The 12,318-nt window shown below is 63.3% G+C and carries 14 protein-coding genes and 1 other RNA gene; 6 read left to right on the top strand and 9 right to left on the bottom strand.

The window, feature by feature from the left end; translation table 11 throughout:
- Positions 1-86 precede the first annotated feature (86 nt).
- Complete coding sequence (locus ACPPVP_RS40750) at positions 87-1,586, top strand: phosphomannomutase/phosphoglucomutase (protein WP_426529396.1); 1,500 nt, start codon at positions 87-89, stop codon at positions 1,584-1,586.
- Between the two features lie 133 nt (positions 1,587-1,719).
- On the opposite strand, the gene ACPPVP_RS40745 is transcribed toward ACPPVP_RS40750, so the two are convergent.
- The 7 genes from ACPPVP_RS40745 to ACPPVP_RS40715 form a co-directional block, all read right to left on the bottom strand.
- Positions 1,720-2,805 (bottom strand): methyl-accepting chemotaxis protein, encoded by a 1,086-nt coding sequence (locus ACPPVP_RS40745; RefSeq protein WP_426529394.1) that lies wholly within the window; start codon positions 2,803-2,805, stop codon positions 1,720-1,722.
- Positions 2,799-3,188 carry a hypothetical protein gene (locus tag ACPPVP_RS40740; protein ID WP_426529389.1) on the bottom strand — a complete coding sequence of 130 codons (390 nt, stop codon included), beginning with the start codon at positions 3,186-3,188 and terminating at the stop codon, positions 2,799-2,801. The genes ACPPVP_RS40745 and ACPPVP_RS40740 overlap by 7 nt, the downstream gene beginning before the upstream one ends.
- 25 nt (positions 3,189-3,213) lie before the next feature.
- Positions 3,214-3,504 (bottom strand): hypothetical protein, encoded by a 291-nt coding sequence (locus tag ACPPVP_RS40735; protein ID WP_426529384.1) that lies wholly within the window; start codon positions 3,502-3,504, stop codon positions 3,214-3,216.
- 120 nt (positions 3,505-3,624) lie between these two features.
- Positions 3,625-4,125 carry an Lrp/AsnC family transcriptional regulator gene (locus ACPPVP_RS40730; protein WP_426529382.1) on the bottom strand — a complete coding sequence of 167 codons (501 nt, stop codon included), beginning with the start codon at positions 4,123-4,125 and terminating at the stop codon, positions 3,625-3,627.
- Between the two features lie 68 nt (positions 4,126-4,193).
- Positions 4,194-5,156 carry a sugar kinase gene (locus ACPPVP_RS40725; protein WP_426529380.1) on the bottom strand — a complete coding sequence of 321 codons (963 nt, stop codon included), beginning with the start codon at positions 5,154-5,156 and terminating at the stop codon, positions 4,194-4,196.
- A gap of 80 nt (positions 5,157-5,236) precedes the next feature.
- Entirely contained in the window at positions 5,237-6,187 is a 951-nt protein-coding gene (gene nudC, locus ACPPVP_RS40720; protein ID WP_426529378.1) for an NAD(+) diphosphatase, read from the bottom strand.
- A 4-nt stretch (positions 6,188-6,191) separates the two neighbouring features.
- A complete protein-coding gene (locus ACPPVP_RS40715) occupies positions 6,192-6,617 on the bottom strand; it encodes an HIT domain-containing protein (RefSeq protein WP_426529376.1) in 426 nt (141 codons plus the stop codon).
- Between the two features lie 251 nt (positions 6,618-6,868).
- Here ACPPVP_RS40715 and ffs point away from each other — a divergent pair.
- The 5 genes from ffs (at position 6,869) to ACPPVP_RS40690 (ending at position 10,306) form a co-directional block, all read left to right on the top strand.
- An RNA gene (gene ffs, locus ACPPVP_RS40710) (signal recognition particle sRNA small type) lies at positions 6,869-6,965 on the top strand.
- A 109-nt stretch (positions 6,966-7,074) separates the two neighbouring features.
- Positions 7,075-8,901 (top strand): DNA polymerase III subunit gamma/tau, encoded by a 1,827-nt coding sequence (locus ACPPVP_RS40705; RefSeq protein ID WP_426529374.1) that lies wholly within the window; start codon positions 7,075-7,077, stop codon positions 8,899-8,901.
- Between the two features lie 24 nt (positions 8,902-8,925).
- A complete protein-coding gene (locus tag ACPPVP_RS40700) occupies positions 8,926-9,246 on the top strand; it encodes a YbaB/EbfC family nucleoid-associated protein (RefSeq protein ID WP_426529372.1) in 321 nt (106 codons plus the stop codon).
- Position 9,247: 1 nt separating this feature from the next.
- A complete protein-coding gene (gene recR / locus ACPPVP_RS40695) occupies positions 9,248-9,853 on the top strand; it encodes a recombination mediator RecR (protein ID WP_247834175.1) in 606 nt (201 codons plus the stop codon).
- A gap of 24 nt (positions 9,854-9,877) precedes the next feature.
- Positions 9,878-10,306, top strand: a complete 429-nt coding sequence (locus tag ACPPVP_RS40690; RefSeq protein WP_426529370.1) for a hypothetical protein — start codon at positions 9,878-9,880, stop codon at positions 10,304-10,306.
- Positions 10,307-10,494: 188 nt separating this feature from the next.
- Here ACPPVP_RS40690 and ACPPVP_RS40685 read toward each other — a convergent pair whose 3' ends face one another.
- Both ACPPVP_RS40685 and ACPPVP_RS40680 read right to left on the bottom strand, forming a co-directional pair.
- Positions 10,495-11,865 (bottom strand): AmpG family muropeptide MFS transporter, encoded by a 1,371-nt coding sequence (locus ACPPVP_RS40685; RefSeq protein WP_426529368.1) that lies wholly within the window; start codon positions 11,863-11,865, stop codon positions 10,495-10,497.
- Positions 11,866-11,942: 77 nt separating this feature from the next.
- Positions 11,943-12,248, bottom strand: a complete 306-nt coding sequence (locus ACPPVP_RS40680; RefSeq protein WP_426529366.1) for a GIY-YIG nuclease family protein — start codon at positions 12,246-12,248, stop codon at positions 11,943-11,945.
- Positions 12,249-12,318: the final 70 nt, after the last annotated feature.

Below are 12,318 nucleotides of genomic sequence, written 5' to 3'. Positions count from 1 at the left end.
CGAGGCGCCATTCCCGCCTATCGCCCGGCCCGCGTATTCGCTAAGGCTGCGGTGTTCCCGTAAGCATTTTCACGACAAGGCAGCCCATGTTCCCCAAGCCCAAATCCGTGCTGGTTCCAAATACCTATGAGTTCGAATCCGGACCCATGGTGAAGGCTACCGGCTTTCGCGAATACGACGCGCGCTGGCTGTTCGAGAAGGAAATCAACCTGATGGGCATCCAGGCGCTGGGCATGGGCCTCGGCGCGCTGATCAAGGAACTCGGCGTCAAGCAGGAGATCGTCACCGGCCACGATTTTCGCGGCTATTCGGCCTCGATCAAATACGCGCTGATTTCCGGGCTGATGGCGGCGGGCTGCAAGGTGCACGACATCGGGCTTGCAGTAACGCCGATGGCCTATTTCGCGCAGTTCGATCTCGACGTGCCCTGCGTCGCGATGGTGACGGCGTCGCATAACGACAATGGCTGGACCGGCGTCAAGATGGGCGCCAACCGCCCGCTCACCTTCGGTCCCGACGAGATGACGCGGCTGAAGCAGATCGTGCTCAACGCCGAGTTCGACAACAAGGCCGGCGGCTCCTATCAATTCCACGAGAATTTCCCAGCGCGCTATATCGCCGATCTCACCAAACGCCCGAAGCTCAAGCGCAAGCTGAAAGTCGTGGTCGCCTGTGGCAACGGCACGGCGGGCGCGTTCGCGCCGCAGGTGATGGAGGCGATCGGCTGCGAAGTGATCCCGCTCGACACCGAGCTCGACCATACGTTTCCGAAATACAATCCGAACCCCGAAGACATGGAGATGCTGCACGCGATCCGCGACGCGGTGCTCGCGCACAAGGCCGATGTCGGCCTGGGCTTCGACGGCGATGGTGACCGCTGTGGCGTGGTCGACAACACCGGTGAGGAAATCTTCGCCGACAAGGTTGGCGTGATGCTGGCGCGCGACATGTCGGCGATCCACAAGGATGCGCAATTCGTGGTCGACGTGAAATCCACCGGATTGTTCGTGACCGACCCGGTGCTGCAGAAGCAGGGCGCCAGGGTCGCCTATTGGAAGACCGGCCATTCCTACATGAAGCGCCGTACCAACGAGATGGGCGCGTTGGCGGGGTTCGAGAAATCCGGCCACTTCTTCTTCAACAAGCCGTTCGGCCGCGGCTATGACGACGGGCTGGTTTCGGCGATCGCGATCTGCGAGATGCTCGACCGCGCATCCGGCAAGTCGATGGCCGACCTGAAGGACGCGCTGCCGAAAACCTGGTCGTCGCCGACGATGTCGCCGCATTGTGCGGACGAAACCAAATACGGCGTCGCCGACGCCGTGGTGAAGCATTTTGAGGCGCTGCAGAACAAGGGCGGCATCGTCGCGGGCCAGAAGATCCGCGACCTCGTTACCGTCAACGGCGTGCGCGTCACCGTCGAAGACGGAAGCTGGGGCCTGGTGCGGGCCTCATCCAACAAGCCGGAACTGGTCGTGGTAGTCGAGAGTCCGGTGAGCGAGCAGCGGATGCGCGACATGTTCGAGGCGATGGATTCGGTGCTGCGCACGCATCCGGAAGTCGGCGCGTATAATCAGAAGATTTGACGCAGGCGACGTTCGTACAAGGTGCCGTCATTCCCGCGCAGGCGGGGATCCAGCAGCTTCTCGATTAGATCGCTGACGTCTCTGGAATACTGGATCGCCCGCTTTCGCGGGCGATGACAGCGTCTTCTAATTCTTATGCAACGCGCAGCGAGTTGAGGAAACTGCCGACCTCGGCTTTCAGGCGCTCGGACTGCGACGACAATCCGTTCGCGGCTTCCTGCAGGGTCGACGCCGCCCTGCCGGATTGCTCGGAGGCTTGCGAGACGCTGTGGATGTTGGCGTTGACTTCCTTGGTGCCATTCGCTGCCTGCAGCACGTTGCCGGCGATCTCCTGCGTCGCGGCGCCTTGCTGCTCGACAGCGGCGGCGATCTGGCTCGATATTTCGTCGATCTCGGCGATCGTGCCGCCGATGACCTGGATGGCGTTGACGGCTTCGCCCGTGGCGTTCTGAATATCCTGTACCTGCGCGGAAATTTCCTCCGTCGCCTTGGCGGTCTGATTGGCCAGCGCCTTTACTTCACTCGCCACCACGGCGAATCCCCTGCCATGCTCGCCCGCACGGGCCGCCTCGATCGTGGCGTTCAGGGCGAGCAGGTTGGTCTGGCTGGCGATATTCTGGATCAGCGTCACCACCTCACCGATCTTTTGCGTGCCCGACGCAAGTCCCTCGACCACGGTATTGGTGCGGCGCGCTTCATCCGCGGCCTTGGCCGCGATTTCCGCCGAACGGGTCACTTGCTGAGCGATGCTGTTGATCGACGCGGTGAGTTCTTCCGTAGCGGATGCGACCGTCTCGACATTGGTAGAAGCCTGGTTCGAGGCGGTCGCAGCGGCAGCCGTCTGGCGTGTCGTTTCCGCATTGCTGCCGCTCATGGTCGATGACAGGCCCTGTATTTTCGTTGCGGCAATCGTGACCGCCTCGACGATGCCACCGATCTTGCGCTCGAAGCCCGCGGCGAGTTCGCGGCGCGCCGCGTCGCCGTCCTGCTTGGCCTGCCGCTCGGCGGTCATCCGGTCGATATTGGCTCGGGCTTCGGCGGCATTTGCCGCTTCCGCCTCGGCGGTCTTCTGAGCGGTCGTCTCGAACAGGCCGGACAGCTTCACCGCCAGCCAGCTCAGCACGCCGGCTTCGATCAGAAGAATGACGGCGTGAAGAACGACGCGGCCGAGATCGGCGCCGCCGGGATAGACCGCTGCCGGAAGCAGGAAGTTCAGCACCAGTGATGCAGCGCGACCGCGGCCGCGCCGGCGAGGATCGGGCGGTAGTCGCAATAGGCGGCCAGACAAGCCAGGGCGGCGAAGAAGTACATATGCGTATCGGGCTGCCAGGGATGTCCGGCCAGTTGGTAGGTGAACACCGAAGCGCCACCCATCAGCGCGATCGCGAAGGTCAGGCGGGTCGAGAGACCGTTGCCCGAGCTGGCCCATGATACGGTCGCCGCAATCGCCATCGCAGCCATGAATGCAGTTGGCGCCAGCCAGCCATTATCGCGCATCAAGCCGATGGCGAGCGCGATAGGGACATGAAGCCAAAGCAGTCCGAGCAAGGCCTTGCTGGTGGTTTCGCGCAAAGCCGCGAGATCATCGCTTTCAATGGTCATTTCCGTATTCCCCAATATGCATTCATCAAATGGCCGGTCTATTCGTGAAACAGGCCGCGACCGCTTGCGGATCGATCGCGAACCAAGCCCCGGCCTCGTGCAGCCGTGACAATCCCTCAGCGCCGTCGGGCCGCACCACCAGCAGCGATGGAACGGCGGTCACGCGGACGATGGCAGCATTGGCTGAAGCGGCGGCCGAGAAGGCCTGCTGAGAATCCCACCAAACGGGAAATGCGACGGCCACGACTTCGGTACCTGGACGGGCCTGAAAAGACAGCGCTGCGACGCCGATGAAGCTGGCGATCAGCAACAGCACGGCGTTGAGCCATGCGGGCCATTGGTAGCTGAGTGTGACATTCCGACCCATCCCCCGTGTCTATGGACACAGGGCTAATGTTCGGTGAACGGACCGGCTCCGTAGAATTACGGAGGTTACTTACGCCGCCGGCACCGGCAGTGCGGTCACCGACTTGATCTTCTCCATCGCAAAGCGCGAGGTCACGTTCTTCAACGGCACGGCGCTGATCAGCTTCTTGTAGAACACGTCATAGCTCGCCATGTTGGCGACCACGACGCGCAGCATGTAATCGACGTCGCCGGCCATTCGGTAGAACTCCATCACCTCGGGCATGGCGCTGACCGCGCTGGCGAAGGTCTTCAGCCAGGCTTCCGAATGGTCGGAGCTCTCAACCGAGACGAACACGGAAATGCCGAGCCCGATCTTGTTCTGGTCGACCAGCGCGACCCGGCGCAGAATCACGCCGTCGGCTTCCAGCCGCTGGATCCGCTTCCAGCACGGCGTCGACGACAGCCCGACCCGGTCGCCGATCTCGGCAACCGACAGGGAGGCGTCCTCCTGCAGCACGGTCAGGATCTTGCGGTCGATGGCGTCCAGGCGGCGGTTGGCTTCAGGGAGCTGAATGGCTAGGTCGGTCATGAGAAGAAAGTTCCATACAGGAGGTTTGATACCCTCATATATAGAAAATTCTTCTATAGCAAGCCCATCTATTGGCCAGTCGAGGCCCGGTCCGCAACCTGGCCGTGGCTCAAAAGCTCTTCAACTTCAGCACGTTGCGGAGCAGCGAAGGCACCCCCGAAGCGCGTGCATTTCAGCGCTGCAGCAGCGGAGGCGAATCGCAGCGCCTGCCGCAATTCCTGCTTCTCGGTGATGGCCAGCGCAAACGCGCCGTGGAAGACGTCTCCGGCGCCGAGGGTGTCCACCGTATGCACCGGGAAGGCCGGGGTTTCCTGGATCTGCCCGTTCTGGTCGAGCCAGATCGTGCCCCTTGGACCCCGGGTCCCCGCCACGAACGACGGGGTCAGTTTGGCGATCTTCTTCAGCGCCTGGGCGTCGTCGGTGACATCAGCGGTCTCCTGCAGCGGCTCGCTTGAGAATATCAGGTGGGAGGAAGCGTTCAGCAGACCCTCGCGCAGCGACATCGCGCGATCGACGTCGACGATCACGGGAATACCGCGCTTGATAGCCTCGGCGCAAAGCTCGGTGCAGAATTCGGCGCAGCGGCTCTCGGTGAGAATGGCGGCGCAGTCGTCCAGCAGCGTGTCGAAGTCGGGCAATTTCACGTGCCACAGTTCCGGATCGCGGAAGGTCACGATGGTGCGCTCGCCGGAAGGATCAATCATCACCGCCGAGATCGGCGTCACCAGCCCCGGCATGTGAATGAGATGTTTCGTCTCGATGCCCTCATGCGCCATCTGATCGAAGATGAAGCGGCTCGATGTTTCCTTGGCATCGCCCATCGGCCCGCAGATCGAGGCGCGGCCACCGAGCCGAACAATGCCGATCGCGCCATTGAGCGCGTTGCCGCCGCAGATTTCGTCGAAGGCGGTGGCGTTCTCCTTTGAACCGCGCCCGGGAACACCCGGCGTATGAAAGGTGAGGTCGCGCACCGGCATGCCGATGCAGAGAATGCGCGGCGCGATTTTGGGTGCTTTGTCTTGAAAGTTCATCCGGGAATCCGTCATGTTGGTTCCGCCTATAGCCGGAACCACCGTCCGGAGTTAATCGACTGGTCCATGGACGGTTCCCGCTATGCGCCCGTTTCGTTTCCTCCATGCACCCAGCGTCCGATCAGATGGTGCGCAATCGCAAACGGATGCGCCGCAAATAAGCCGTCAGGATGTTCGCGCCGGTGCATCAGCGCGACTTCGTCGCGATCGAACCAGCGGGCGTCCTCGAGTTCGGCGCGATCCACTACGATATCCTCGTTGAGGGCGCGCGCCGCGCATCCGATCATCAGCGATGACGGATAGGGCCATGGCTGCGTCATGTAATAGCTGACGTCCGTGCAGCGGATGCCGGATTCCTCGAAAATCTCGCGGCGGACCGCGTCCTCGATGGTCTCGGCCGCTTCGACGAAGCCGGCCAGGCACGACCACATCCCGGGCATGAACTGCTTCTGCCGGCCGAGCAGGCATTTCTCGCCCGATGTGACCAGCATGATCACGACCGGGTCGGTGCGCGGAAAATGCTCGGCCTTGCAGCTCGGGCACTCGCGCTTCCAGCCGCCTTCCTTCATCGCGGTGCGGGTGCCGCAATTGGCGCAGAAGCCGTGGCGCTGATGCCAGGTCACCATCGATTTCGCCATCGCGATGGCGGAGAGCTGTTCCGGCGGCACCGTGCCCTGCATCGCCATGCCGCGCAGCTCGGTCACGGCGACGTCGGCGCGCGTGATCAGCTTCTCGACCGCGGTGGCCGAAATGCCCATGCCGAAAACCGGCGCGCCGTCACGCAGCCCCAGAAAGACCGTACCGGGATTGGCGCCGAGTTTCACCGCCTCGTCGAGGCCGAGCAGCACGCGCGGCCCATCGGCTTCCTGCTTCACCAGAAGCGAGTCGCGATAGATCACATAGGCGCCGGCGTTGCGCTGGCCCTCCAGCGCGAACAGTTTTTCGTCATTGGTGCGCAGATGCGCGGCGCGATCCAGAATGTGGGTGACGAAAGCGGGCTTCCCCAGCGGATATTTGTCGAATGCGGACATCTGTTCAACCCAACCAGATCTTGCGGCGAAGCGCGTTGATGAAATTCTGTACTTCCTCGGCGTCATGCGCCAGCGGCGGCATCACGCCCCAGACCGGGCGCGGCCAGGCCACGTCGCTGGTGCGCCGCGCGATGACGTGGAGATGCAACTGCGGCACCAGATTGCCCAAGGCCGCGACATTCAGCTTGTCGCATTGGGTGATCTCTTTGAGGGCGCGCGAAACGCGTGAGATTTCCGTCATCAACTGCCCCTGCGCGACCTCGTCGAGGTCGATGATTTCCACTGCACCTTCCCGGCGCGGCACCAGCAGCAGCCACGGGTAATGCGCGTCCTTGATGACCAGCACCTTGCACAGCGGCAGGTCGCCGATGTCGATGGTGTCTTTTTTGAGCTGGGAGTGCAGCGACCAGGCGGAGGCGTCAGCGGGCATTAATGGTTTCTCTATTTTGGAGCAGCCTTGCAGAGAGTAGCCCCGCAAACAACTCCCCGTCATGCCCGGGCAGACGCGCGTTTTCGCGCCAAGGTGATCCGGGTATCCACGCCTTTTTTGTGCGCAGCTGAAAAAGCAAGACGTGGCTGGCCGGGTCAAGTCCGACCATGCCGAAAATGGGGTAGTTCCGGCGCATGGCATCCACCCGACCCCGCTTGCTTTCCGGCTCTTTTGGCCCCAAATAAGGACCGGGAGATTGGCGGTGGACGAGCCACTCGCCAACCGGGTCAGGTCCGGAAGGAAGCAGCCCTAACGAGGTCCGGATCGGGTCGCTCGTCAGTCTCCTACCTGTTTTTCGAGCGAATCGCGCGAGGTGGCGGCAAAGTACGCGCCTTGCGCCCGATTTCGCTCCTTTCCGCAAGCCGGCCCCGAGAGACAATCAATTGCGGATCGACCGATGAGTGATGCTGGCGCTCCCCCCGACAAATCAGACGGTGCCGGCCTTGGCAGCCCGGGTGAGGCTGCCAAGCCCTACCGGGTGCTGGCACGCAAATACCGCCCCTCCAGTTTTGACGACCTGATCGGCCAGGAGGCCATGGTGCGCACCGTCTCGAACGCGTTCGAGACGGGCCGGATTCCGCAGGCCTGGATCCTGACCGGCGTCCGCGGCGTCGGCAAAACCACCACGGCGCGAATTCTTGCCCGCGCGCTGAACTACGAAAAGCCTGATGGTTCGGTGAAGGGGCCGACCATCCACATGCCTGATCTCGGCGTGCACTGCCAGGCGATCATGGAAAGCCGGCACATGGACGTGCTGGAAATGGACGCCGCGTCCCATACCGGCGTCGACGACGTCCGCCAGATCAATGACAGCGTGCGCTATGCGCCGGCCAGCGCCCGCTACAAGGTCTACATCATCGACGAAGTCCACATGCTGTCGACGGCGGCCTTCAACGCCTTCCTGAAGACGCTGGAGGAGCCGCCCGAGCACGCCAAATTCGTGTTCGCCACCACGGAAATCCGCAAGGTTCCGGTCACGGTACTGTCGCGCTGCCAGCGTTTTGATCTCCGCCGGGTCGAGGCGGATGTGCTGATGGGGCACCTTTCCAACATCGCGAAAAAGGAAGGCGTCGAGGTCGAGCCCGAAGCGCTCGGCATCATCGCGCGCGCCGCGGAAGGCTCGGTGCGCGATTCGCTCTCTTTGTTCGATCAGGCGATCGCGCATGCCGCGGGTCTTGTCCGTGCCGACGCCGTGCGACAGATGCTGGGCCTTGCCGACCGCACCCGGGTGATCGATCTGTTCGAGCATCTCGCGCGCGGCGACCTTGCGAGTGCCTTTGGCGAATTCCGCGCGCAATATGACGTCGGCGCCGATCCGGTCGTGGTGCTGTCCGACCTCGCCGAGTTCGTCAATTTCGTCACCCGGGTGAAGATAGTCCCCGCCACCGCCGACAATGTCGCGTTTGGCGAGACCGAGCGCGTTCGAGCGCGCGAATTCGCCGCAAAATTGTCGATGCGGGTGCTGTCGCGGATGTGGCAGATGCTGCTCAAGGGCATTGCAGAAGTGCAGACCGCGACCCGGCCGGCGGCCGCCGCGGAAATGGTGCTGGTCCGCATCGCCTATGTCGCGGACCTGCCGACGCCCGACGAGGCGATCCGGATGCTCGATCAGAACGGCGGCGGATCGCAAATTCCCTCCGGTGGCGCGGCGCCGTCACGGGCTGCACCCTCCGCACCGGTATCTTCAATGTCTGCTCCGTCGCCGATGCGGACACCGGCTTCGCCCCGTTCCGGCGCCGAAGCGTCCGCGCGGCCGCAAATGGCGCCGTCGGTCCAAACCGAATCCGCGCCGGTCCTGCGGCTGAGCACTTTTCCGCAGCTCGTGGCTCTCGCCGCCGAAAAGCGCGATATCCTGACCAAGGCAGCGCTGGAATCCGACATGCGCCTCGTCCGTTTTGAGGACGGGCGGTTGGAAGTGGCGCTGGAACGCAACGCGGCGCGGGGACTGGTCAACGACCTCTCCCGCAAGCTGGAGCAATGGACCGGGCGGCGCTGGACCGTGATCGTCTCCAACGAGGCCGGTCAGCCGACGCTGCGCTCGCAGAATGAGCAGGCGAGGAACGAGCATGCCCGCGCCGCAGAGGCCGATCCGCGCGTCCAGGAGGTGCTGGCGCGATTTCCCGGCGCCAAAGTGGTCGAAGTGCGCCGGCTTGCCGCCGAGCCGCCGGAATCCAATATTAACGCTGAAGACCTGAACGAGAGTTCCGACGGCGACGACGACTGATCGAACTCTCAAGAGGACGAACGAATGGCTGATTTTCTCGGCATGATGAAGCAGGCAGCGCAGCTGCAATCCAAGATGCAGGCGATGCAGGACGAACTCGGCAATGTCGAGGTCGAGGGCATTTCCGGCGGCGGGCTGGTGGCCGTGCGCATGACTGCGAAAATGGAAGTGAAGGGCGTCAAGATCGATCCTTCGCTGATGAAGGCCGAGGAGCGCGAGGTCCTCGAGGATCTGCTGGTGACCGCGCACAACGACGCGCGGCGCAAGGCGGAACTGGCGATGCAGGAAAAGATGCAGGCGCTGACCGGCGGGCTCGGCCTGCCGCCCGGACTTGGCCTCACCTGAAATGGCCGCCAGCGTTGCCGGCCCCGAAATCGAACGTCTGATCCAGCTCCTGGCGCGCCTGCCGGGGCTCGGTCCGCGCTCGGCGCGGCGTGCGGCGCTGCATCTGATCAAGAAGCGCGAGGCGCTGATGACGCCGCTCGCCGGCGCGCTGCAGGTCGCGATCGACAAAATTCAGGTCTGCAAGACCTGCGGCAATATCGACACGCAAAATCCCTGCACGGTGTGCACCGATCCAAGGCGCGATCCATCGACCATCGTCGTGGTCGCGGATGTGGCCGATCTCTGGGCGCTGGAACGGGCGAATGCGACCAGCGGCCGCTATCACGTGCTCGGCGCCACCTTGTCGCCACTCGACGGCGTCGGTCCGCAGGATCTGACCATCGACGCGCTGGTGGCCCGCGCCCATGAATCACAAGTCAGCGAGATCGTTCTGGCGCTGAACGCAACCGTTGATGGCCAAACCACCGCCCATTACATCACCGATCTCCTCCAGGACGCCAACGTCAAGGTGACCCGGCTCGCGCATGGCGTGCCTGTCGGCGGCGAGCTTGATTATCTCGACGAAGGTACGCTATCGGCTGCCATGCGGCAGCGAACGTTGTTCTAACCCACATCGACGGAACTGATCGACATGACGAAACGACGATTCGGCAGACGCTCCCGCTTTGCGGTCATCATCATGGCTGCGGCTCTGGCGGCGCCTTCCGCATGGGCGCAGCAGGCCGAGCCGGCGCCAAAGCCCGGCAAGCAGATCAATGCCGGCGACGTGCTATCAGGCGAACTGAACGCCATGAAGGGCAGCAAGCGGAGCAAGCGCCCCCAGACCTACCAGATCACCAGCGAGCCGCGCCGGCTGCCACCGCCGAGCGGGCTGTGCAATCTCGAAACCGGACCTGAGACATTCCAACTGGTCACCTCAAGCGACGCCCAGGCGGCGCAGCTGAAAAATTTCATCGGCAAGGCAATTTCCGTCAAGGTCGACGAAATCGCCTGCGCGCAGGACGCCGGGCAGATGAGCGAAGCCGTCATCACCAAATGGAGCGTGGTGACCAAGCACTGAGTCAGTGCCGTCGGCCCCAAGCGCGGCTGTCATCGCCCGGCTTGCCGCCTCCGCTAAAGCTACGGCGGGCCAGGACGGAAGCCTTGGCGTAGCCGGGACCGGGCGCGCCAGTACGCCGCGGCCTATCGGCTCTATCGCAACTGCTCTGGAATACTGGATCCCCGCCTTCGCGGGGACGACGACAGAGTCTAAACCTTCACCGGTCCTAATTCGTCAAAATGCCCGCGGCGGTGCAGCCAGGCGAGCAGGATCAGGCTCGGGATTGCGACCAGAACGCAGATCGCAAAGAACATCGGCCAACCCACTGCCTTCGCCACATAGCCTGCGCCCGACGACAGGTAAGTCCGCCCTACGGCCGCCAGCGCGGTCAACAGCGCATATTGCGTGGCGGTATGCAGTGGATTGCGGCACAGCGCCGAGAGATAGGCGACGAAGATCACGGTGCCGATGGCGCTGGTGAAATTTTCCGCGGTGATCGCGAACGCCAGCGCCCATTGATTGACGCCGACAAACGCGAGCCACGAGAACGATAAATTCGCGACCGCCTGCAGCACGCCGCCGATCCACAGGCTCGTCGTCAGCGAATAGCGCCGCGCCACGTATCCGCCGGCGAAGCCGCCGATCAGGGTCGCGGCGAGCCCGACGCCCTTGACGATGGCCGCATAGTCGTTGCGGGTGAAGCCGAGGTCGATCACGAACGGCGCGGTCATGGTGCCGGAGAACGCATCGGTGAACTTGAACAGCACCACGAAGGTGAGGACCGCGAAGGCGTCGCGGCGGGTCAGGAATTCGGAGAACGCACCGATCGCGGCATGCAGCACGCGGGTGAACGCGCTTTCGCTGCGCGTCGCCTCCTCTGCGCGCGCGGATTGCTCGGGCTCGGTCGCGACGAGGGCCGTCATCGTGCCGATCAGCACCAGCGCAGCCATCACCACATAGCCCCACGTCCATGCCGCGCTGCGCGTGATGCCGGTGCTCTCGAACCCGCTGACGATGAACAGCGCGCCCGCGGTAGAGATCAGCATACCGATGCGATAGGCAGCGACATAGGACGCCATGCCGGCGGCCTGCTCACTTTCGGGCAGGCTCTCGACGCGAAACGCATCGACTACGATGTCCTGGGTGGACGACATCGTCGCGACCAGCAGCGCGCCGAGCGCCACGAACAGCGGCGAGCGCGCCGGGTCCGTCAGCGCCAGCAACAGGATCGCTCCGATCAGGAGCAACTGCGAAAACACCAGCCAGCCGCGGCGGCGGCCGAGCGCTCGGGTGAAGAGCGGCACATGCAGCGCATCGACCAACGGCGCCCACAGGAATTTCAGCGTGTAGGGTGTGCCGACCAGCGCAAACAGCCCAATGGTGCCGAGATCGACGCCGGACTCGCGCATCCACACCAGCAGGGTCGATCCGGAAAGGGCGAGCGGCAGCCCCGAGGAGAACCCGAGCATCAACACGATCAGCACGCGCGGCTGGAGATACACGGCGAGGCTCTCGCGCCAGGAGGGGGCGGTGGTGGCGGTTTTTTCGAGTGAAGCGGAGGCGGATTCTGGAGCGGTCATGGAGGGGTGTTAGCAGATTCTGCAACAAAAAGACTGTCATCGCCCGGCTTGACCGGGCGACCCAGTATCCCAGAGGCCTATCCGCCACCCCCGGCTATCTCAGGGTAAAGATCGATCCAATCCGGATTTTGTTTCTCGATTAGTGCGATTTTCCATGCTCGCGTCCATTTCTTAAGTCTCTTCTCGCGTTGGATCGCATGCTCAATATGGTCGAAGGCTTCGAAATAGACCAGCCTAGTGACCTCGTGCTTCTTGGCGAACCCCTCCGCCATCTTCAACTTGTGCTCACCGACGCGCCGGACCAGATCGTTCGTCACGCCGATGTAGAGCGTGCCGCCGATACGGCTGGAGAGAATGTAGACGTAGTAGCTGCGTGCTCCCATGTCTCTGGAATACTGGGTCGCCCGGTCAAGCCGGGCGATGACAGTTTGATGTGTGGCTGCAGGCGCCCTA

Source organism: Bradyrhizobium sp. McL0615, assembly GCF_049993905.1.
GTDB lineage: Bacteria > Pseudomonadota > Alphaproteobacteria > Rhizobiales > Xanthobacteraceae > Bradyrhizobium.
This window is presented reverse-complemented; position numbering and strand designations above follow the sequence as displayed.